This is a genomic window from Burkholderia lata (assembly GCF_902499025.1).
Classification (GTDB): domain Bacteria; phylum Pseudomonadota; class Gammaproteobacteria; order Burkholderiales; family Burkholderiaceae; genus Burkholderia; species Burkholderia lata_C.
The window spans coordinates 87,443-107,498 of record NZ_CABVPW010000007.1 but is presented as its reverse complement, the minus strand read 5'-3'; the positions used below and the strand labels follow the sequence as shown (position 1 = coordinate 107,498).

The 20,056-nt window shown below is 67.4% G+C and carries 19 protein-coding genes and 1 pseudogene; 7 read left to right on the top strand and 13 right to left on the bottom strand.

Annotation, left to right across the window (positions count from 1 at the left end):
- Positions 1-73: 73 nt before the first annotated feature.
- Positions 74-1,057 (bottom strand): NAD-dependent epimerase/dehydratase family protein, encoded by a 984-nt coding sequence (locus tag BDI24065_RS09240; protein ID WP_175030970.1) that lies wholly within the window; start codon positions 1,055-1,057, stop codon positions 74-76.
- Positions 1,058-1,155: 98 nt separating this feature from the next.
- On the opposite strand from BDI24065_RS09240, the gene BDI24065_RS09235 reads away from it, so the two are divergent.
- Positions 1,156-2,058, top strand: coding sequence for a LysR family transcriptional regulator (locus BDI24065_RS09235; RefSeq protein WP_175030969.1), 903 nt, complete (start codon positions 1,156-1,158; stop codon positions 2,056-2,058).
- A gap of 47 nt (positions 2,059-2,105) precedes the next feature.
- Here BDI24065_RS09235 and BDI24065_RS09230 read toward each other — a convergent pair whose 3' ends face one another.
- Complete coding sequence (locus BDI24065_RS09230) at positions 2,106-2,426, bottom strand: DUF7660 family protein (RefSeq protein WP_175030968.1); 321 nt, start codon at positions 2,424-2,426, stop codon at positions 2,106-2,108.
- Positions 2,427-2,484: 58 nt separating this feature from the next.
- Positions 2,485-3,357, bottom strand: coding sequence for a LysR family transcriptional regulator (locus BDI24065_RS09225; protein ID WP_175030967.1), 873 nt, complete (start codon positions 3,355-3,357; stop codon positions 2,485-2,487).
- A 170-nt stretch (positions 3,358-3,527) separates the two neighbouring features.
- On the opposite strand from BDI24065_RS09225, the gene BDI24065_RS09220 reads away from it, so the two are divergent.
- The gene (locus BDI24065_RS09220; RefSeq protein WP_175030966.1) at positions 3,528-4,988 is read left to right on the top strand and encodes an MFS transporter; all 1,461 of its coding nucleotides are present in this window, start codon (positions 3,528-3,530) and stop codon (positions 4,986-4,988) included.
- A gap of 75 nt (positions 4,989-5,063) precedes the next feature.
- Here BDI24065_RS09220 and BDI24065_RS09215 read toward each other — a convergent pair whose 3' ends face one another.
- Entirely contained in the window at positions 5,064-5,261 is a 198-nt protein-coding gene (locus tag BDI24065_RS09215; RefSeq protein WP_011354524.1) for an oxidoreductase-like domain-containing protein, read from the bottom strand.
- 73 nt (positions 5,262-5,334) lie between these two features.
- Positions 5,335-6,345: a choloylglycine hydrolase family protein gene (locus BDI24065_RS09210; RefSeq protein ID WP_175030965.1), complete on the bottom strand. Its 1,011-nt coding sequence runs from the start codon at positions 6,343-6,345 to the stop codon at positions 5,335-5,337.
- Positions 6,346-6,678: 333 nt separating this feature from the next.
- Between BDI24065_RS09210 and BDI24065_RS09205 the strand changes: the two genes are divergently transcribed.
- The gene (locus BDI24065_RS09205; RefSeq protein WP_175030964.1) at positions 6,679-7,101 is read left to right on the top strand and encodes a RidA family protein; all 423 of its coding nucleotides are present in this window, start codon (positions 6,679-6,681) and stop codon (positions 7,099-7,101) included.
- An 89-nt stretch (positions 7,102-7,190) separates the two neighbouring features.
- Here the strand turns inward: BDI24065_RS09205 and creD are convergent.
- The 8 genes and pseudogenes from creD to BDI24065_RS09165 all read right to left on the bottom strand — a co-directional run bounded on the left by creD (position 7,191) and on the right by BDI24065_RS09165 (position 15,379).
- Positions 7,191-8,581 (bottom strand): annotated as a pseudogene (creD, locus tag BDI24065_RS09200) (cell envelope integrity protein CreD).
- Positions 8,582-8,684: 103 nt separating this feature from the next.
- Complete coding sequence (creC, locus tag BDI24065_RS09195) at positions 8,685-10,145, bottom strand: two-component system sensor histidine kinase CreC (protein ID WP_175030963.1); 1,461 nt, start codon at positions 10,143-10,145, stop codon at positions 8,685-8,687.
- Positions 10,146-10,160: 15 nt separating this feature from the next.
- Entirely contained in the window at positions 10,161-10,877 is a 717-nt protein-coding gene (gene creB, locus BDI24065_RS09190; protein ID WP_175030962.1) for a two-component system response regulator CreB, read from the bottom strand.
- 97 nt (positions 10,878-10,974) lie between these two features.
- On the bottom strand, positions 10,975-11,688 hold the full coding sequence (locus BDI24065_RS09185; RefSeq protein ID WP_175030961.1) for an SDR family NAD(P)-dependent oxidoreductase: 714 nt from the start codon (positions 11,686-11,688) through the stop codon (positions 10,975-10,977).
- Between the two features lie 106 nt (positions 11,689-11,794).
- Entirely contained in the window at positions 11,795-12,703 is a 909-nt protein-coding gene (locus tag BDI24065_RS09180) for a sterol desaturase family protein (RefSeq protein ID WP_089452309.1), read from the bottom strand.
- 1,009 nt (positions 12,704-13,712) lie between these two features.
- Positions 13,713-13,877: a hypothetical protein gene (locus BDI24065_RS09175; protein WP_254609713.1), complete on the bottom strand. Its 165-nt coding sequence runs from the start codon at positions 13,875-13,877 to the stop codon at positions 13,713-13,715.
- 20 nt (positions 13,878-13,897) lie between these two features.
- Positions 13,898-14,929: an HAF repeat-containing protein gene (locus BDI24065_RS09170; protein WP_254609712.1), complete on the bottom strand. Its 1,032-nt coding sequence runs from the start codon at positions 14,927-14,929 to the stop codon at positions 13,898-13,900.
- 201 nt (positions 14,930-15,130) lie between these two features.
- Positions 15,131-15,379, bottom strand: coding sequence for a hypothetical protein (locus BDI24065_RS09165; protein WP_175030959.1), 249 nt, complete (start codon positions 15,377-15,379; stop codon positions 15,131-15,133).
- A gap of 932 nt (positions 15,380-16,311) precedes the next feature.
- On the opposite strand from BDI24065_RS09165, the gene BDI24065_RS09160 reads away from it, so the two are divergent.
- The 4 genes from BDI24065_RS09160 to BDI24065_RS09145 all read left to right on the top strand — a co-directional run bounded on the left by BDI24065_RS09160 (position 16,312) and on the right by BDI24065_RS09145 (position 19,895).
- Complete coding sequence (locus tag BDI24065_RS09160) at positions 16,312-17,397, top strand: hypothetical protein (protein WP_175030958.1); 1,086 nt, start codon at positions 16,312-16,314, stop codon at positions 17,395-17,397.
- Positions 17,398-17,486: 89 nt separating this feature from the next.
- Entirely contained in the window at positions 17,487-17,792 is a 306-nt protein-coding gene (locus BDI24065_RS09155) for an EF-hand domain-containing protein (protein ID WP_089442017.1), read from the top strand.
- Positions 17,793-17,835: 43 nt separating this feature from the next.
- Positions 17,836-18,549, top strand: a complete 714-nt coding sequence (locus BDI24065_RS09150; protein WP_175030957.1) for a response regulator — start codon at positions 17,836-17,838, stop codon at positions 18,547-18,549.
- Positions 18,549-19,895, top strand: a complete 1,347-nt coding sequence (locus BDI24065_RS09145; protein WP_175030956.1) for an ATP-binding protein — start codon at positions 18,549-18,551, stop codon at positions 19,893-19,895. Before BDI24065_RS09150 ends, BDI24065_RS09145 begins: the two co-directional genes overlap by 1 nt.
- The last annotated feature ends 161 nt before the right edge of the window (positions 19,896-20,056 follow it).

Sequence of the window (20,056 nt, the reverse complement as noted above, 5' to 3'; positions counted from 1 at the left end):
TTGCCCTGCGGGCTCTGCGGTTCGCCATCGTACCGACCCGTGCCAGCGCAGGGACTCCGGCACGGGCCGTTGCTCACTTCAGACACCCGAGCCCCGCCAGCGTCGCCTCCACCGCCGCGTCGAGCGGCGTCACCGGCTCGCGGCCGAGCACCGCGGTCACCCGCGTGTTGTCCAGCCGGATCGACTCGCGCCACAGGTAGCGCATCTCGAGCAATTCGCGCAGCGTCGTGACGAACGGCGCCGCCGCCCACACGAGCCACCACGGGAACTTGCGCACCGTCGGCTGCAGCCCGTGCCGCTGTGCGACGCGGCGCACGGCCTCCGCCATCTGCGTGCCGTCCTCGTCCCAATGCCCGCCGAGGTGAAAGCGCGCGAACGGTTCCAGCGTGTCGCGTCGTTCGATCAGCTCGACCATCGAGCGCGCGGCGTCCGGCACGTACGACCATTGATGCCCGATGCCGTCCCGCCCCGGCACGCTGATGGCCGCAACCGGCTGTCCGGCCTTGACGAACCCCGCCGCAAACCAGCTGTTGCCGGTGAGCTTCGGCCCGAAGAAGTCGCCGGCCCGGACGATGATCGTGCGAACGCCGTGCCCGGCCGCATCCTGCAGCCGGCGCTCCAGCTCGACGCGGATCGCGCCCTTGCGCGTCGACGGATGCTGCGGCGCGTCTTCGTACAAGACCGGAAACGCATCGGCGCCGTAGTTGTAGACGGTGCCCGGCAGCACGACGGTGGCCCGTTCCGCCTTCGCCGCCGCGATCGTGTTGTCGATCATCGGCAGCACCTGCCCGGCCCAGTTCCGGTAGCCCGGCGGATTCACCGCGTGCACGATCACGCTGCAGCCGCGTGCGGCCCGGACGACCGCGTCGCGGTCCATCGCGTCGCCGCGCATCCAGGCGATGCCGTCGCGCTCCACGACCTCGGCGTCGAGCCCGCGCTTCAGCCCACGCACCTGCCAGCCCGCATCGCGCAACTGCCGCGCGACTTCCCCGCCAATCCCGCCGCTCGCGCCGAGCACGAGTGCCTGTCGTTGCATCCCGCCTGCGTGGGTCGTCATTGCCGCTCTCCTTGAATGAACCGTGATGACACGCATTCTGGCGCGCCGGCAGCTAACAAGGAATTGCCGAACCTCATGGATCAGCTATACATTTATGTATGGCCATCGATCTGAACTGGGAACGCTACCGCACCTTCCTCGCCGTGCTGACGGAAGGCTCGCTGTCGGGCGCGGCGCGCGCGCTGGGCATCACGCAGCCGACGGCCGGCCGCCACGTCGCGGCGCTCGAGGCCGCGTTCGGCCAGACGCTGTTCACGCGCTCGCCGTCCGGCCTGCTGCCGACCGAGGCGGCGCTCGCGCTGCGCGGCCATGCGGAGGCGCTGCGCAGCGCGGCGGCCGCGTTCGAGCGCGCGGCGGCAAGCCACGGCGCCGGCGTGCGCGGCATCGTGCGGATCTCGGCCAGCGACGTGATCGCCGTCGAAGTGATGCCGCCGATTCTCGCGCGATTGCGGCGCAACCATCCGGGGCTCGTCATCGAACTGGTGCCGACCGACCGCATCCAGGACGTGCTCAAGCGCGAGGCCGACATCGCGGTCCGGATGGCGCCGCCTACGCAGGAAGCGCTCGTTGCACGGCGCATCGGCGCAATCGATGTCGGGCTGTATGCGCGCGACGACTACCTGGCGCACAACGGGGTGCCCGCGACGATCGACGAACTCGCGCATCACCCGCTGATCGGCTTCGACACGATCACGCCGTTCATCCGCTCGGTGGGGCGCAGCCTGCCGCTGTGGAAGCGCGATGCGTTCGCGTTGCGTACCGACAGCAACCTTGCGCAGCTCGCGATGATCCGGGCCGGTTACGGAATCGGCTTCTGCCAGAGCGGGCTCGCGAAACGCGATGCACGGCTCGTGCGCGTGCTGCCGGACCGGCTCGCGATGCAGCTGGAAACCTGGGTCGTGATGCACGAGGACCTGCGGTCGAGCCCGCGCTGCCGCGCGGTGTTCGATGCGCTGGCTGACGGGCTGCGTGCGTATGCGAACGGTGAAGCCGTCGAATAGACGGTTCGCCGCGGCCTGCGTGACCTGAACAAAGCGCGCGAGCGGCGCTATTCGTAGATTTTCCCGGCGAACAGGATGTCCGCCACGCGCCGCCACGGATTGTCGGGCACGTCGTAGCAGCGCAGCCCTTCCTCCGACGCCTCGGCCCAGTCGACCATCGCGTCCAGGTACTCGCCGATCGAGTGGTTTTCCCAGCCGAGCGCGGCGCGCGCGTACGGCGACGGCGGCACGTCGGCCTCGAGCTGGCGCTCCTTGTTCCAGTCGTGGCCGAGCACGCGCAGGAAGTGGATCAGCGAGCGTTCGTCGACCACGCGCTCCAGCGCATCCTGCAGCTTCGCGGCCATCTGGCGTTGCAGTTCGTCGTTCATTTTTTGTCCCCTGGCGCGCCTCTCAGTTACGCGCCGCCGCATGTCGTGCGGCCCGGTTTTACATCAGCAATTGCCGCGACAGCACCTCGCGCGCCTGCGTAACGGCTTCGCGTTCGCCCGGCATCGGCGGCGTCAGCGAAAACACCGCGTCGGGCAGCGGCGGCAGCCGGTATTTCGCGCCGAGCCGCATCATGCCCTCGCCGATCGCCGACGCGCACAGGCAGCCCACCCCGAGCCCCGCCGCCAGCATCGACTGCAACCCGGCCACCCCCGACGCGCTGTGCACGAGCCGGTACGGCATGTGCTGCTCGTCGAGCGAGCGCACCGCGACCTGATGCATCATGCAGTCGTCCGGCAGCAGCACGAGCGGCAGCGGCTCGGGCAACTGCTCGGCCAGCGCGGGCGACGCGACCCACGACAGCGGTTCACGCCGCAGCACCCAGCGCGTATCGGCCGACGCCGGCCGGAACGGCCCGCTCGACAGGTTCATCACCACGCCGAGATCGACCTGCCCGCGCGCGTGCGCCATTTCGATATCCGCGCTCTTCATCGCGCTGACGTGCAGGCTCAGTTGCGGGTAGCACTCCCGCAGCCGCGCGAGCAGGCCCGCGACTTCGTTGGTCCGGTAGTAATCGGTGATCGCGACGCGCAGCTCGCCCTTGATCGCCTGCCCGCGCACCTCGTCGAACGCGGCCTCGTTCAGCGCGACGATGCGCCGCGCGTGCTGCAGCAGCCGCGAGCCGGCCGGCGTCGGCTCGACCCCGCGCTTGCTGCGCACGAACAGCGGCACGCCGGCGCGCGATTCGAGCTTGCGCACCTGCTCGCTGACCGTCGACTGCGACAGGTGCAGCAGCGGCGCGGCGGCCGTCAGGCTGCCGGCATCGGCGACCGCCGCGAAAGTACGCAACTGATCCAGGTCGAAACCGCGCATCGCCATTCTCCATCCATCGAGTAATCCGATGGATGCTACCACCAATTCCCGCTTTTCCGATTCATTGCCACCACCCAGAATGGGGGTCAATCGCCCGTCCATGGCCGAACCGGCGCTCCCGGCGTCGCGTCCGGTGTGAATGTGGCACTCATTCTTTCGGACTTGCTTTCATGACGAACGACACCCTTGCCCCCTGCGTGCCGGCCGGCACGGCCGCCGCGGCGACGCCGCGCAGCCACCACGGCTGGGCGCTGGTGGTCCTGCTGGTTGGCGCGATTTTGCCGCCGCTCGACTACTTCATTGTGAATCTCGCGCTACCGGCGATTCGCGACGGCATCGGCGCGCGCCCGGCCGAGCTGCAGCTGGTCGTGTCGGCGTACGCGTGCGCGAACGCGGTCGTGCAGATCACCGGCGGCCGGCTCGGCGACCTGTACGGCCGCAAGCGCATGTTCATGATCGGGATGGCCGGCTTCGTCGTCGCATCGACGCTGTGCGGGCTCGCCGGCAGCGGCGCGGTGCTGGTCGGCGGCCGCGTGCTGCAGGGCCTGTTCGCCGCGATCCTCGCGCCGCAGGTGCTCGCGACGATCCGCAGCGTGTACAGCCCGCAGGAACAGGTGCGCGTGATGGGCTTCTACGGTTTCGTGTTCGGCCTCGCGGCCGTGATCGGCCAGCTCGGCGGCGGTGCGCTGATCAGCCTGCATCCGTTCGGGCTCGGCTGGCGCGCGATCTTCCTCGTCAACCTGCCGATCGGCATCCTGGCGCTGATCGGCAGTTGGCGCTTCATCCCGGAAAGCCGGCCGCCGCGCGGCCAGCGCATCGATGTGCCCGGCATGGTGCTGCTGTCGCTGTTCCTGCTGATGCTCGTCTACCCGCTCACGCACGGGCGCGAAGCCGGCTGGCCGCTGTGGATGGTCGCGTGCCTCGTCGGCGCGCTGCCGATGCTCGGCACGTTGCTGGCGGTCGAGGCGCGCCGTCTCGCGCGCGGCCACGATCCGCTGCTCGACGTGCGCCTGCTCCGCCATCCCGTCGTCGCGCTCGGGCTCGTGCTGGCGTTCCTGTTCTATACGCTGAGCGCATTCTTCCTGAGCTACGGGATCTACCTGCAGGGCTGCCTGAACTGGTCGCCGCTCGCGTCGGGGCTCGCGATCCTGCCGCTCGGGCTCGGCTTCCTGTCGAGCCCGCTGCTGATGCCGCGACTCGTCGACCGGTTCGGCGGCTATCGCGTGCTCACGCTCGGTTTCGCGATGCTCGCGGCCGGCGTCGCGACGGCCGCCGCGCTGGCGGGCGCGGCCGCACCGGGCCCCGGCTTCTATGCGGGGATCGCGGCGATCGGGATCGGCCAGGGTCTCGTGCTGCCGTCGGTCGTGCGGATCGTGCTCGCGGAAGTCGACACCGCGCGCGCAGGTGTCGCATCCGGCATGGTCACCGCGATGCTGCAGATCGGCGCGGCCGTCGGTGCGGCCACGCTCGGCGGCATGTTTTTCGCCCGGCTCGGTGCGCATCCGGCCGCGCTCGATTACGTGCAGGGCTTCAGGACATCGATGTTCGCGCTGACGGCCGTGCTGCTCGCGTGCGTCGCGCTGTCGGCCATGCTCGGGCCGCTGCATCGGCGGCTGCACGCAGGCACGTAAGCGGGACGGGAATCGTTGCGACGGCAGGGTCCGACGCGGAAACGGTGCAGGTGCGGCCGCTCGTCGCCACCCGGCTCACGCGTGATGCTTGCGTTGCGCCTGTCGCGCTTCCCATTCGGCCAGCTCGACGCGATAGCGCGCGAGTGCTTCGTCGTAGAGATCGAAGACGCACGGCGAGCAGCCGCTGTTGCAGCAGTCTTCCAGTTCGGGTTGGATGGGCGGGGTCGGACGGGGATCGTCGACGGACGGATCCCCGGAAGGTTGGTTCGGCACGGCGTGGTCCGGTGAAGTGAGACGATCAGTATAGGTCGATCCGGGCTACTGCCGCTTTCGGCAGGTCGAACGGCTAGACGGGTGTCAGTTCGATGTGCTTCGGCGAAGCGACCGTCGACACCTTCGACGTCGCCAGGTCGATCACACGCATCACCGTATCGTCATACGTCCGGAAGTAATACTTGCGCGCCTCCAGGTCGGCGATCGTGGTCCACTGCGTGTATTCGTAGACCGGCGTGTCGTGATCGACTTCCTCCTTGATCCACCCTTTCGGAATGTCAAACGTATTGATGATGTGCTCGGCCAGCCGGATCGCGTCGGCGCCGCTATGCGGATTTTCCGCGTACGCCGCATACCCGACCGCGCGCACGAAACGCGACGCCGGCGTGATGTCGCCGGGCAGGCCCAGCATCCCGTAGCCCTGGCCATACGCCTTGAGCGTCACGTGTTTCGCGTCGCGCGACAGCGACAGTGTCCTGCTCGCCGGCGTGACGCGCGACAGGTTCAGGTAGTTGTGCAGGTTGGTGCGATGCCAGTCGAACGGCGGCGAGTTGGTCATCACGCCGAGCGGATTGTCGTGGACGCGCAGTTCGCCGCCGACCGGCTCGACGACAAGCGATGCGCCGCTCGCGTCATGCAGCGTGTAATGCACGGGGGGCGCGCCGTCGAATGCGGGGTGCGGGATGTCGGCGACGACGATGTCGCCGAGCGCCTGCTTGACGCCGCTCACGCTGTCGTAGCTGGTCAGCGCCCACGTGAGGAAATCCCACGGCGCCAACGCGCGAGCGGTGTTCTCCGGCGTCAGCGCCGGATACTCGGCGAACTCCGGAAAGTAGAGCGTCCCACCGGCCAGCCCCGCCTCGTTGATGCCATCCACCAGGATCGGCATCTTCAGCCCGTTCATGCCGATCGCCTTGTACTTCGTCGTCCAGCTCTTGCCCTGCTTGCCGAGCGGCGACGACGCGTACAGCGTCTTGCCGGCCTCGATGACGATCGGGATCGAACCCAGATCCTGCGCGAACTCCATGGTTCTGCCATAGACGACGTGCTCATCCACCGTGCGGATCACAAAACTCGTACACATGTTGTTTTCCTTGTTTTGACGAGAAGCGACAGCGGGCGCGTGATCGGCCCGCCCCTCGGAACATGCGCACCCCCGGCCGCGGAATGCGCGTATGAATCATATCGGTGCATACGTGCTCCAGGCGCGAATCCCCGCAGAATTACCGCCACGTCAACAGTCGAATCGATTCACGCCGCGAATGAAAAAATGTGGCCGTCCTGGAGCCGCCCGATCAGGACAGGCGGCTCGTACCAGCCGCGGGCAGCGCAAAGGCGAACTCATCCATAATGGCGCGACGATCGACGACATCGATCCGCTGTGCCCGACCCGTTCACGCCACACAGGAGCTGCGTCATGGCTGAAGCAGTGAATCCGCCGGAAGTCTGGGCGCCGTTCGGCGCGTTCTCGATGGCCGTGATCCAGGGCGATGGCCGGATCGTGCACCTGAAGGGGCAAGTGGCGCTCGACCGCGACGGCCAGGTGGTCGGCCACGGCGACATGCGCACGCAGGTACGCCAGACGCTCGACAACATCCGCGCCGTGCTCGCCACGATGGGCGGGCAGATGCAGGACGTGATCTCGCTCGTGCACTACGCAACCGACATCGATGCCTTCATGCAGGCCGGCGACATCCGCAAGACGGTCTTCGCCGAGCCCTATCCCGTGACGACGACCGTCCAGGTCGAGCGTCTCTACCATCCCGACCTGCTGATCGAGATCACCGCCGTGGCCGAGATTCCGCTCGCGCGGTTTCGCCGGCCTGCATCGCGTGCGTGAATCGGCGGTGCAGCGCGTCGCGACGCCGCGCCGTATGACGCACCAGCCGGGACATTCCCGACCGGCACGCCTGCCCGCAACCCGCTCGCTTACTTCGCCTGCGCGCCCGGCTTCACGGCGCCCGGCCCCGCCTTGTCGGCCAGCGGCTGCCACGCGGCGCCGAGCGAATACCAGTCAACGCGGCGCGTGAGCGTCATGATGCCGGCGAGGATCGCGAACAGCAGCAGCGAACCGAGCATCAGCGCATTGTCTTCCGACAGCAGCAGCCCGTAGAGCGCCGCGTACAGCACCGCGAGCAGCGCCGCGAACACCGCACCGCGCTTCACGCTGTGCAGCACGAACGACAGGTAGAAGGCGAGCAACCCGATGCATGCGCCGCTGGCCGCGAGATACGCATACGCGAACCTGATGTGTTCGGACAGGCTCAGCAGCAGCAGGAAGAACAGCGCCAGCGACAGGCCGACCAGTGCGTACTGGATCGGGTGAATGCGCAGCCGCTTCACGAGCTCGTACATGAAGAAGCTCGCGAACGTGAGCATCACGAACAGCGCGCCGTACTTCGTCGCGCGTTCGGCCTGCAGGTAGACGTTCACCGGTTCGATCACCGACACCGACGCCATTTCGATCGCGCCTTCCCCGTTGCCGGATGCGATCTGCTCGCGCGCCTTCGTGTTGAACGACGTCACGCGCCAGTTGCCGGTGAAGCCGCGCGCATCGACCGTGCGGGTGTTCGGCAGGAACGCGCCGTCGAAGCTCGGATGCGGCCACGTCGATTTCAGCGAGAAATCGTTCTGGTCGCCCACCGGCGCGAACGCGACGGAATCCGCACCGCGCAGCGGCAGGTCGATGCTGAACGGCACGACCGCCCCCGCGTTTGCGTCCGCCAGCGCCGCGAGATCGACGTTCGCGTGCACGCCCTGGCGCAGGCTGTCCAGCCGCGTGCCCTGCTCGACGTCGAACCGCGCACCGCCGATGCGCAGGTCGGGCTGCGCGGTCAGCCCGCGAATGTCGCCGATGCCGATCGACACATACGCGTCGTCGACCTTGAAGCTCACGTGGCCATCGGCTTGCGGCAGCTTCTCAGGTCCGGCAACGGCAGCGTGCCGGTCATCCGGCTCGCCAGCTCGTACACCAGCGCCTTGTGGATGCCGCGATAGCGGACGCTGGTCGTCAGCGTGCCGTCGACGTTCAGCGTCTTCGGAAACACGAGCAGGCGCCTCGTCTCGCTTCGCAGGCTCGTCTTCGTCGCGCCACCGGCCGGCGAGTCGTCACGCACGCGCGTGACTTCCGTGTAATGCACGACGAGCACGGGGCCCGCCACCGTCTGTGGCCCCGCATAGCTCGACCAGATGCTCCGCAGCGCATCCCGGCGATACGCGGAGCGTTCCTGCACGATGCTTTGCACCATCTGCAGCGGGATCAGGATCAGCAGCGCGAGAAACGCGGTGATCGCGAATTTGAACAACAGGACTCGATTCATGGCCGACAGATACCGGAGTAAAGGGTACGGTCAGCATGATCCGGCCCGGTGAAGGGCGATTGAAGCCTGTGTGAAGCGAATGTGTGGCGAACGTGAAGCGCGGTCAGCCCGCCGACGGCAGCGTGAGCGTCGCGCACGCACCGCCTTCGTCGCGATTCGCGAGCGCGACCTGGCCGCGGTGCAGCATCGCGACCTCGCGCACGAAACACAGCCCGAGGCCCGTGCTGCGATCCTGCCCGTCGGGGCGCGGCAGCGAATAGAAGCGCTCGAACACGCGCGCCAGTGCATAGTCGGGCACGCCTGGGCCGTCGTCGGCCACGCGCACGATCGCGACGTGCGCCCTGCCCGCCGGCTGCCGTTCGAGCGTGATGCGGATCGTGCTGCCTTGCGGTGCGAAATCCAGCGCATTGTCGAGCAGGTTGCCGAGCGCCTGGCGCAGCAGGAACGGATCGCCTTCGACGACCGCCGGGTCGGCCGCATCGTGCGCATCGTGCGCATCGATCGCGAGGTTCACGCCGCGCTGCCGCGCGCGCGGCTCGATATCGTCGACGAGTTGTTCGAGCACCGGCCGCAGCGCGACCGGTTCACGCACCGACAGGCGCTGCTTCTGCTCGACTTCGGCGAGCGCGAGCAGCTTGCGGATCATCTGTTCGAGGCGGCCGGCCTGGCGGCGGATGTTCTCGGTGAAGCGCCGCCGGTTCGCCACCGGCATGTCTTCCTGCAGCAGTTCGGCCGCGCCGCTGATCGCCGCCAGCGGGCTCTTCATCTCGTGCGTGAGCGTATGGATGTAGGTTTCGACGTACTGCCGGTCCTCCAGCCGCTGGTGCATGCTTTCCACCGCGCGGCCGAGTTCGGCCAGTTCGCTCGCGCCCTGCAGCGGCATGTCGGCGCGCTCGCCCGCCGCGATCGCGCGCGCATAGCGCTGCAGGCGCCGCAGCCCGACCACCAGCCACCATGTGCACGCGACGCCGATCAGGATCGCCCCGCCCATCAGCAGCGCGCCGTACAGCATGATCTTGCGCTGGCTGCGCGCGATGAACGGCGCGACCGTCTGGTTCGGCTTCGCGATCGTCAGCACGCCGATGATCTCGTTGCCGCGCCGGATCGGCGCCGCGACGTGCATCACGGTGCTGCTGTCGTCGTTCGGATCGCTGCGCGTGCTGCGCGCGCCGTATTCGCCGCGCAGCGTCCGGTACACGTCGTTCCAGCGCGAATAGTCCTGCCCGACCGCTTTGCCGGACGAGTCGTAGCGCACGATGCCATGCGCGTCGGTGATGTAGAGACGGTAGCCGATCGCGGTCTTTTGCACGCCCCATACATTCGCGCTGACCGGGCTTTCGTGCAGTTTCGAGAGCTGTCGCGCGAACGCACCGTCCGCGATATGGCCGTTCGCCAGGTCGTCGGCGGCCAGCGTCGCGAGCACTTGCGCGGTGTCGACGAGCGTGTCCTCCATCGCCTCGCGCACGCCGGGCTTCACCTCCTGCACGAACACGCGCAGCGTGATCAGCGCGGCCAGGCCGACGATCAGGAAAAAACCGAAGAAGATGCGCAGGCCGATATGCATGTGCGGTGCCGATCGTTACGGTTGCAGCGAATAACCCATCCCGCGATGCGTGCGGATCGGGTCGCGCTCGGGGTCGATCGCGCGCAGCTTCGCGCGCAGTGTCTTGATGTGCGTGTCGACCGTGCGGTCGGCCGAATCGAATGCCTCGTGCCACACGAGGTCCATCAACTGTTCGCGCGAATAGATGCGCCCCGGATGCCGGACCAGCAACGCCAGCAGCCCGAATTCGTAGCGCGTGAGGTCCAGTGCGTGGCCGAGCCACGATACGCGCGCGCCGTCGGTGTCGAGCGTGAAGCCCGGTGCGGTTGTCTCGGCGAGTGCGGGTGACTGCGCGGGCACGGGTGTCGATTCGGGTGCTGCCGTCCGGTAGAAACGCCGCAGGATCACGCGCACCCGCGCCGCCAGTTCGCGCGGCGAGAACGGCTTGACCACGTAATCGTCAGCGCCGATCTCGAGCCCGACGATCCGGTCGATTTCATCGTGCCGCGCGGTGAGGAAGATCACCGGCACATCGGAGAACGTGCGCAGCCGCCGGCACACCTCGAAGCCGCTGAGATCCGGCAGGCCGACGTCGAGCACCACGAGATCGAAGCGCGTGTCGCGCAGGCGGTCGAGCGCCTCCTGGCCGAGCGTGCAGTGGACGGTCTGCATGCCGTCGGTGCCGAGGGCGTAGATGATCGTGTCCGCGATCGCCATTTCATCTTCGACGATCAGGATATTGGGCTGATGCATGGTCTCAGGCTGGGCTCGCGCAATCCGGTGCGACATTGTACGCACGGCCGGCCGCCGCGCGAGCCCCTGCCCCTGCCCCTGCCCTTGCCCCGCCGCGCTATGCCACGCGGCCCGTCACCGGAATCGACGCGCCGGTGATCGCCTGCGCGTCGGCCGACAGCAGGAACCCGATCGTCGCCGCGATCTGCTCCGGCCGCACCCAGCGCGTGAAATCCGCGTCCGGCATGTCCGCGCGGTTCGGCGGCGTATCGATGATGCTCGGCAGGATCGCGTTCACCGTCACGCCGCGGTCGAGCAGTTCGGCCGCCAGCGCCTCGGTGAGCCGCGCGACGCCGGCCTTCGCGGCCGCGTAGGCGCCCATCCCCGTGCCGGCCTTGAACGCCGCGCCCGCGCCGATGTTGACGATGCGGCCGGCCGGGTTCGCCAGCAGGTGCGGCAGTGCGGCCTTCGATGCGTTCAGCGCGGTCTTCACGTTCAGTTCGTACATGCGGTCCCACGTGGCGGCGTCGCCGTCGGCGATCGTCTGCCACACGAACGCGCCCGCGATGTTCAGCAGCGCGTCGACCCTGCCGAATTCGCGCTGCACGGTATCGAGCGCCTGCGCGGCCGCCTGCGGATCGACGAGATCGGTGCCGCCGATGCGCAGCGCGTCGGCCGGCACGCCCGGCAGCGCCTGCGCCGCCGGGGCCGCGCCGCGGCCGATCAGCGCGACGCGTGCGCCGCGCTCGCCGAGCCACGCGGCGGTCGCGACGCCCAGATGGCCGAATCCGCCGGTGATCGCGACTGCCTTGCCTTTGAAATCGTGTTCCATCGATGTTTTCTCCTGGATCGAGGGTTGCGTGATGATGCATGTTGCATGCGTCATGCCGGCCACGACCTGCATGCACGGCCGACAATGCGCCACAGGGTAGCGCCGTTCACGCATCCGTGCGCACGGCGACGAGGCTGCGGCGACGCAATTCCTCCGTCGTTTCGCCCTGGTTGTCCGGGCGCCAGCCCGGCGGCAGCAGCACGAAGCGGATCGCGGTCCACACGTCGCGGGCCGTGGCGACGTCGCGGGCGAGGCTTGCCCAGTGCTCGAGTTCGACGACGAACGGATTGCGCGAGCGGGTCGGCGTGACGAGGCCGAAGCGGCACGGCTCGTCGGCGCGCTCGGCGACATAGGTGCCGAACAGCCGGTCGAACACGACCAGCACGCCACCGTAGTTCGCATCGAGGTAGTCGAGGTTCGACGCATGGTGCACGCGGTGCGCGGACGGCGTGTTGAACACGTATTCGAACCAGCCGAGCTTCGGGATCCACGTATTGTGCAGCCAGAACTGGTACATCAGGTTGAACGACAGGATCGCGAGCACGGCTTCCGGACGCACGCCGAGCCACACGAGCGGCGTGAAGAACATCGCGGCGCCGGCGATCTTGCCGGTCCAGCCGAGACGAAATGCGGACGACAGCGTCAACTGGTTCGGCGAATGATGCACCGCATGCGTCGACCAGAAGAAGCGCACGCGGTGCGACGCGCGGTGATACCAGTAGTAGCAGAACTCCTGGCCGACGAACACGAGCAGCGCAAGCGCGACGCTGTGAAGCGGGATCGTGAAGAGCCGGTGCGCCCACGCGAGGTCGAACAGCGGCGTGGCAAGCGACAACGGCACCAGCGCGAGCAGCTTGCGGCCCGCGAGATCGGCGAGCGACAGCCATACCTCGTTCCAGTCGAACGGTTCGGGCCCGCGGGCGCGGCGCCAGGTGAGCACGGCCGCCTCGACGAGCGAGACGGCAACGATGAAGAGCGTGACGTAGTACGCGAGCTTTCCTGTAGTGGTCAGCATGATGGGCCTTTCCTCCGGTTGAGTCGGACGCGTCATCGGCGGCACGGGCTGCCATCGCGTCGAATGGAACGCACTGTAGTGGGCGCGGAACGGAAAGACCACGCGGGAATTGTGTCGCCGTATGTCGCGGGGAATGGCGTTCAGGTGGTGTGTGGCGGGTGCGGGCGCGTGTGGACTGGAGCGTGGCCGGTTTGTTGATGCGCGTAGGTATGTGCGGCGGGAAATGTGTCGCCGCGTGTCGCGAAGGAATGCGTTCACGTGGTGCAGGGCGCGCGCCGGCGCTTGCGGACTGGAGCTGGGCCGGGTTGGGGCTGCATGCATGTGTGTCCGACGGGAAATTTGTTTCCGCATGCCGAGGGGGAGACGTTCAGGTGGTGCATGGCGGGCATGGACACTTGCGGACTGGAGCGTGGCCGGTTCGTGGCAGCGTGTATGCCTGTCCTGCGGAAAATGTGTCGCTCGTGACGAAGCCGGTCGACGGTGTACACAACATGACATGGGCTGACGGATAAGCTGCGTAGGTCAGGACCTGATCTCTCAGTCAGCGTCAGATCAGGTCTGAGATTGCTTCGCCGTCACTTCATCAAGGGCCGTGATCGACCCTTCTCGCTCATTCGACAACAGCTCGCCTCGCTGTCTCTTCCGGTGGCACGGCGGCCATTCGCTTGCTGGATTCGCCGGCGCGTGCTCGAGCCGTTGGCTCGCAGTGAATGGCATTCTCTTTTATCGGAACCGCTTAAATTGCGGATCACGAAAGCCGAAGACTGCCATTGCCTTTGGCACGAAAACCGGGGCCGCTCAGTTAGGTCATGACGGGTCAATCATGCTCCGGCTCCTTGGCCGCTTTGCCGTTCAATGATCTTGACTGGCACCCCGAAAATGCTAACGCTCCATAGCACCGCGTGATTGACTCCGTCGCTGGGGGTGTCAGAATTTCCGTGTTCAAGGCGGGTTGAGATTCACACGGATAGTCGAACGAATCGATCCTCGTAGAGGATGGCGAACTGGTTCATCGCCGTCTTCCAGTCATGAGCAGCACGCCCAGGTCCGCCATCACCCCGTTGTCATACAGAAAAGCATGTTTCCCGTTCTGGGCAATCGACGCACCCACGTTGTGGACGGCCGTCGTGAGGTGCTTACCGAGCTTGCTCAACACGATGGTGTTCACGCACATCCCGGCAAGACTGTTTCCGTCTATGGCGTCCAGAGAACAGCGTGCATGGCTCCGCTCGCAGTATTCGCGACGCCAACCACTTGTCCATGCTCGTTAATCCCCAAAGCTCGGCTGAAGGTACCACCCGGGAGCGTACCGAGATCGGACATCACCCCGCCTTGAAACAGAAAAGCATGCACGGCTCCGCTTGCGGTGCTCGCCTCGCCGACCACCGCACCGCGGTTGTCAATTCCGAAAGCTGCGCTATAAGTGCCACCGGGGAGCGTACCGAGATCGGACATTGCCCCGTTGCGAAGCAGAAAGGCGTGCAGGGGCCCGTTCGCGGTGCTCGCCTCGCCGACCACCTCGCCGAGGTTGTTGATCCCGAAAGCCGCGCTATAAGCGCCACCGGGGAGCGTGCCGAGGTCTGACATCACCCCGCTTTCAAACAGGAAAGCATGTGCGGGTCCGGTTGTGAAAACCGCCCAACCCGCGATTTGACCGCGGTTGTTGATCCCGGTCGCTACGCTAAAAGCGGCACCGGGGAGCCAGGTCACCCCCCCGCCTTCATACAGAAAAGCCGCTGAATGTGGACGACCGTGTCTGGGGCCAGCGTTGCCGACGACCTGGCCGCGATTGTTGATGCCGGTAGCGTCGACGCGGCTGTCAATAGCGATGTTCAGGCCGGTCATCACCCCTTTTTCAAACAGAAAAGCGTCCGTAGGCCCGACGCTCCTGATAGTCGAACTTCCGACCACCTGGCCTCGCTCGTTAATTGCGTAAGCTTGGCTGGATCCGCTACCGGAGAGCGTGCCGAGGTCGGTCATCACCCCACCTTCAAACAAGAAGGCATGCGTGTCCCCGCTCGCGGTGTCCGCTTGGCCCACCACTTGGCCGCGATTGTTGATCCCGGCAGCTTGGCTGGAGTTGCCACCGAGCGTGCCCAGGTCCTGTATGGTGACACTTTGGGCGGAGGCAGGCTGGAAGGCCGCGACAGCCAAAAGGGCGAAAGCCATCAGGACGCGGTGAACGTAGTAGCGCCCACCGCTATTTACTTTGCGTGCGGATTCCATCTTGATCCCCTTCCTGGGACATGGCCCACCTCGCAATCTGTCGCAGCCAGGGCCAAAGCTGCCGCGAAGGCTACCGACAGACTGTTCGGATACGTCGTGCTCATGACGCGCGCACCGATCAAGTCCAATTGAGTGGAGGTATGCGGGCTTTGTCTACAAACGCACTAACCCTCGCCCCTCCCCGGCGCCTGCGTATCCAAGCTATAGGCGTGCCCGACGTGTTTTGGCATTGATTTCATTGAAAAATAACCGGCGATTGGTTATGGCTTGGCTGGGAAAATCGAAATATGTTTCATGCACGACACGGCGCGGACCTCGCCAAACCGTGGAGCGTAGACGAAGAGCCTCTTTGCGCTCGTCGATATTGGCTTCCGGCGAAAACGCGACGTGTTTCAATGCTGGGACTCGGCCAAGCTCGGACACCTGCGGACAAATCGCGATCGTCTCCATGATTGGCGATCGTGGACGCGATCTCATGCGATGCCCAGGTTAGCCCGGGATCATGCATGCCGAGCGCGCGGAACGGGAAACGGCCTTGGCGAGGCGCTTACCATTCGGACATGTGCCAGCGCGTTCCACCGCAATAGATAAAAATCCAGCCAATGATTTGGAAGTCTGCAAAGAATGACTGATAGCGGCGCGCTAGCCAGTCGCCACAACCTGCGCCGGCGTCAGGATCGCGTGAAGGCAATGGTGAACAAGTGGCCCGACAAATTGAACCAGTGCCGGCTGTAACGTCGCCGGTACGGTTAAGGCAAACGAGCCGTCGAATTGCATTGCCCAACGAACGACCGCTATGGTTGGTCAAGCCGACGTTCCAATGTCCTCGTGGCCGCGTGGACGAACGGCCGTAGATGGCCGAACTGAGTCAGTCGATCTGACGCTGTCTGTTTGGTCTAATCCAGCCTGATACAGATAAGCCCCGCGCGACATATGAACACTGCCATTACCGATCGGAAGGAAATCGATTCTTCGGATGGTTAGCGACGGCAGCGCCATGTTACGGAGAAGCCCGTTCTAGTCGCATGTGGCGTACTGCGTGCGTTCAATTCGCGTGACGCGGCTCGACACAAAACGCGCATGAATCGGCTGGCAAATATGTCGCCGCATGTCGTCGCGACACACTTTCGCGCTGCGCACGACACGTTCCTCACCCGTGCCAAGGCGCCGCGCCCTCACGTCATCGCATCGCGTACAGCCTTGCCCGGCGCGGCATGCCCGCGATCGGCGCGGCCGGCGCACGCATTCGTCGTACTTCGAAACAGCCCGCTGCGTGAAACACCGCGACATCTTTTATGACGCGACGGGCGCGTGTCATCGCCCTAAAGTTCGTCCCGTCGCCACGCCACTGCGTGCACCGAAACGAACCGCAAGGACACCCGATGAAAACCCGCTTCCTCGTCACCGCCACTGCTCTCACCCTCGCCTGCGCGCCGGCCTTCGCCGGCTGGGCCGGCCACGGCACCGCGTACACGCCGCGCGGCACCTACAACGGCGCGCACGCCGGCTCGTGCGGCGGCGGCAGCTGCTCGCATGCGGGCGGCGTGATCGGCCCCGGCGGCGGTATCGCGACCAACACGGGCACCGTCACGCGCACCGCGCCCGGCCAGTTCTCGAACAGCGGCACGGCCGTCGGCCCGAACGGGCGCTCGGTCGAACACAGCGGCGACACGAGCTGCGCGGGCGGCACCTGTTCGCACACCGGTTCGCTGACCGGCTCGGACGGCCGCAGCGCGACGACGTCGGGCAGCGTGACCCGCAACGGCCCGGGCCAGTATTCGTCGAGCGGCACGGTCACGGGCGCGAACGGCAACACGACCAGCCACACGGCATCGACGAATTGCGCGGGCTCGACCTGCTCGCGCTCGGGCACCGTGACGGGCACCGACGGCGGAACCGTCACACATTCCGGCAGCGCGACGCGCGTGGCGCCGGGCGTCGTAACGACGTCGGGCGGCTCGACGATCGTGCACGGCGGCACGGTGTCGACCGGTGGCACGACCGTGATCCACGGCAGCACGACGGTGGGCGGCACGGTCGTCGTGGCCGGGGGGACGGTGCCGGTTCCTGTCCCGGTGCCGGTGCCCGTCGTGGCGCCCGCGCCTGCCGCAGTCGTCGTAACGGCCCCGCCGCCCGCCGCCACGGTCGCGATCGCGGCGCCCGCGCCGGCACCGGCCGCCGTCGTGGTCACGCCCCCGCCGCCCGTGCCCGCCGCCGTCATCGTCACGCCGCCGCCCCCGCCGAAGGTCGTGCGTGTTGCGGCGCCGAAGGCTGTCGTCGTCACGCCCGCACCGCGCGTCGTCTACGTCGCGCCGCCGCCGCCGAAGGTCCTGTACCTCGCGCCGCCGCTGCCGCGTTCCGTGTACGTCGCCCCGCGTGCCGTGTATGTCGCTCACCCGCCGCGCGCCGTCATCTGGGTGCCCGCCCACTGGGCCGGCCGCGTGTGGGTGCCTGCGCACTGGGCGTAACCCGGCGCCGCTTCGTTTCGCTTCGTTTTCCATTCGTTTCATCAACCACCCGGCCGGCGCAGACCGTCGGCCACGCAAGGAGAAACCCCATGAAGTCCATCAAGAAGATGATTGCCGTCGTCGTTTTGTGTATCGTCTCAGCAGCAGCGTCGGCCCAGCAGATGCCGCCCGGCGCGGCCAACGGCGGTGCGCGCGTCGAGCGTGCGCTGATGCAGTTGCAGACCCGCTTCGCCAGCGCGAACACGACGCACGACGGCAAGCTCACCCGCGAGCAGGCCGCTGCGGGCATGCCGATGGTTGCGCAGCATTTCGACGAAATCGACACGCAGCACAACGGCTACGTCACGCTCGAGCAGCTCGCCGGTTTCATGCGCCAGCGCATGGCGGCCCGTTGAACCCGCACGACAATCCGGCCGCGCACGCACCGGGAGGCAAGCGATGGAACAGTCCTGCAGGATCGTCGTGCTCGACGACGAAGCCGAGCTGCGCAACATGCTGCAGCGCTTCCTGACCGGCCACGGCTTCCAGGTGCGCGCGGTCGCCGACGGCAAGCGGCTCGACCGCCTGCTGCAGCGCGAACCGTACGACCTGCTGGTGCTCGACCTGATGATGGAGCCCGAGGACGGCCTGAGCGTGTGCCGGCGCCTGCGCGCCGAAGGCCAGACGCTGCCGATCCTGATGCTCACCGCGAAAGGCGACGCCGCCGACAAGGTCGTCGGCCTCGAGACGGGCGCCGACGATTACCTGGCGAAGCCGTTTCTCCCCGACGAACTCGTGGCCCGCGTCCGCGCGCTGCTGCGGCGCCAGAAGATGGCGGCCGGCGAGCCGACGGTCACGTCGCAGCGGTTGCGTTTCGGCGCGTTCACGTTCGACGTCGGCCAGCAGACGCTGATGCGCGACGGCACGCTCGTCGAGATCCATTCGGCGCAGATGCTGCTGTTGCATGCGCTCGGCTCGTCGCCGAACCGCGCGGTGAGCCGCGAGAACCTGCTCGCCCGCGCGCGCGGCCGCGACCACGCCGCGCTCGACCGCAGCGTCGACGTGCAGATCCTGCGGCTGCGCCAGATCGTCGAGGACGATCCCGGCAAGCCGCGCTTCATCAAGACCGTCTGGGGCATCGGCTACATGCTGGTGGCCGGCATCGAGCCGTGATGCGCATCCCGCTGCCGCGCTCGCTGCTCGCGCGCAACATCGCGCTGCTGGTGGCGCTCGTCGCGCTGTCGCTCGCCTGTTCGCTCACCGTGCTGCTGCACTACGTGCAGCGCCCGCGCATCGAGCGGGCGTCGATCGTCTTCTCCGACTACGTGCGGTTGCTCGACCGTACGCTCGCCAGCCTGCCGCCCGACGCCGGCCGCACGGTTATCGCTCAATTCGGCGGCCAGGCCGCGCTGCCGCCCGCCACACCGCCGCAAGCACCGAACCTGGCGGCCTTCTTCCGTACCTGGCAGCGCGACGTGTTCATGCAGGCGCTCGAACGCCACCTGCCGCCCGACCTCCCCGCGCGCTGGCAGTCGGGTGACGACGAGCGCCTGTGGATCCGGCTGCATGTCGCCGGCTCGCCCGTGTGGTTGCCGCTGCCGATGGCCGCCGACGCGCAGGCGAGCGGCATCACGACGGCGCTCGTACTGTCGGTCGGGCTGGCGCTGCTCGCGGCGCTGACCGGCTACCTGATCCAGCTCCACCTGAACCGGCCGCTCGACGCACTGGCGCGCGCGGCGCAGCGCGTCAGCGCGGGCGAACGCCCGCCGCCGCTGCCCACCGACGGCCCGACCGAAATCGCCGACGTGAGCCGCGCGTTCAACCAGATGGCCGACGCGCTGCAACAGGCGGAAGCGACCCGCTCGCTGATGCTGGCCGGCGTGTCGCACGACATCCGCACGCCGCTCACCAAGCTGCGCCTGGCGATCGCGATGGCGCTGCCGCGCGGCACGCACGATGCGCTCACCACGTCGACCGAGCACTACCTGGACCAGATCGATACGATCCTGCAGCAATTCATGGACTACGCGGGCAGCGGCGAGCGCGAAACGCCGCAAACCGGCGACCTGAATGCGCTGATCGGCCAGCTCGTCGCGGATTTCGCGGGGCTCGGCCACGAATTCGACTTCGACGAAGGCGAGGTGCCCGCGTTCGCATTCCGTCCGATCAGCCTGATGCGGCTGCTGATGAACCTGATGCAGAACGCGGTCGTCTACGGCCGGACGGGGCTCGGCGTGCGCACCTGGACCGAACGCGGTATCGCGTATGCGGTGATCAGCGATCGCGGCAACGGCATCGGCGCGGCCGAACTCGAACGGCTCAAGGCGCCGTTCAGCCGGGGCGCGAACGCACGCAACCATGCGGGCGGCACCGGCCTCGGCCTCGCGATCGTCGAGCGGATCGCCCGCCTGCACGGCGGCTCGCTGACGTTTCGCGACCGCGATGGCGGCGGGCTGGAGGCCGTCGTCGCGCTGCCGCTCGATTCGTCCGGGGCGGCGCGGCGGTCGCTGTCTGGCTGACAGACTGTTTGCCTTCTGCCTTCTGCCTTCTGCCTTCTGCCTTCTGCCGCCTGCCTTCTGCCGCCTGCCTTCTGCCGCCTGCAGTGCGCCATCTGGCCTTCTGCCCGACTGTCTGCCTGTCTGCCCCACGGCCTCGCGTATCCGCGCGCAGCAGCACGTGA

Bases quoted from the DNA above. Each gene is read 5' to 3' on its own strand.
- BDI24065_RS09170 (WP_254609712.1), bottom strand. From the start codon at position 14,929: ATGGAATCCGCACGCAAAGTAAATAGCGGTGGGCGCTACTACGTTCAC.
- BDI24065_RS09180 (WP_089452309.1), bottom strand. From the start codon at position 12,703: ATGCTGACCACTACAGGAAAGCTCGCGTACTACGTCACGCTCTTCATC.
- BDI24065_RS09240 (WP_175030970.1), bottom strand. From the start codon at position 1,057: ATGACGACCCACGCAGGCGGGATGCAACGACAGGCACTCGTGCTCGGC.
- BDI24065_RS09225 (WP_175030967.1), bottom strand. From the start codon at position 3,357: ATGCGCGGTTTCGACCTGGATCAGTTGCGTACTTTCGCGGCGGTCGCC.
- BDI24065_RS09175 (WP_254609713.1), bottom strand. From the start codon at position 13,877: ATGTGCGTGAACACCATCGTGTTGAGCAAGCTCGGTAAGCACCTCACG.
- BDI24065_RS09210 (WP_175030965.1), bottom strand. From the start codon at position 6,345: ATGTGTACGAGTTTTGTGATCCGCACGGTGGATGAGCACGTCGTCTAT.
- BDI24065_RS09150 (WP_175030957.1), top strand. From the start codon at position 17,836: ATGGAACAGTCCTGCAGGATCGTCGTGCTCGACGACGAAGCCGAGCTG.
- BDI24065_RS09155 (WP_089442017.1), top strand. From the start codon at position 17,487: ATGAAGTCCATCAAGAAGATGATTGCCGTCGTCGTTTTGTGTATCGTC.
- BDI24065_RS09230 (WP_175030968.1), bottom strand. From the start codon at position 2,426: ATGAACGACGAACTGCAACGCCAGATGGCCGCGAAGCTGCAGGATGCG.
- BDI24065_RS09165 (WP_175030959.1), bottom strand. From the start codon at position 15,379: ATGGAGACGATCGCGATTTGTCCGCAGGTGTCCGAGCTTGGCCGAGTC.
- BDI24065_RS09185 (WP_175030961.1), bottom strand. From the start codon at position 11,688: ATGGAACACGATTTCAAAGGCAAGGCAGTCGCGATCACCGGCGGATTC.
- BDI24065_RS09220 (WP_175030966.1), top strand. From the start codon at position 3,528: ATGACGAACGACACCCTTGCCCCCTGCGTGCCGGCCGGCACGGCCGCC.
- creB (WP_175030962.1), bottom strand. From the start codon at position 10,877: ATGCATCAGCCCAATATCCTGATCGTCGAAGATGAAATGGCGATCGCG.
- BDI24065_RS09235 (WP_175030969.1), top strand. From the start codon at position 1,156: ATGGCCATCGATCTGAACTGGGAACGCTACCGCACCTTCCTCGCCGTG.
- BDI24065_RS09145 (WP_175030956.1), top strand. From the start codon at position 18,549: ATGCGCATCCCGCTGCCGCGCTCGCTGCTCGCGCGCAACATCGCGCTG.
- BDI24065_RS09160 (WP_175030958.1), top strand. From the start codon at position 16,312: ATGAAAACCCGCTTCCTCGTCACCGCCACTGCTCTCACCCTCGCCTGC.
- BDI24065_RS09205 (WP_175030964.1), top strand. From the start codon at position 6,679: ATGGCTGAAGCAGTGAATCCGCCGGAAGTCTGGGCGCCGTTCGGCGCG.
- creC (WP_175030963.1), bottom strand. From the start codon at position 10,145: ATGCATATCGGCCTGCGCATCTTCTTCGGTTTTTTCCTGATCGTCGGC.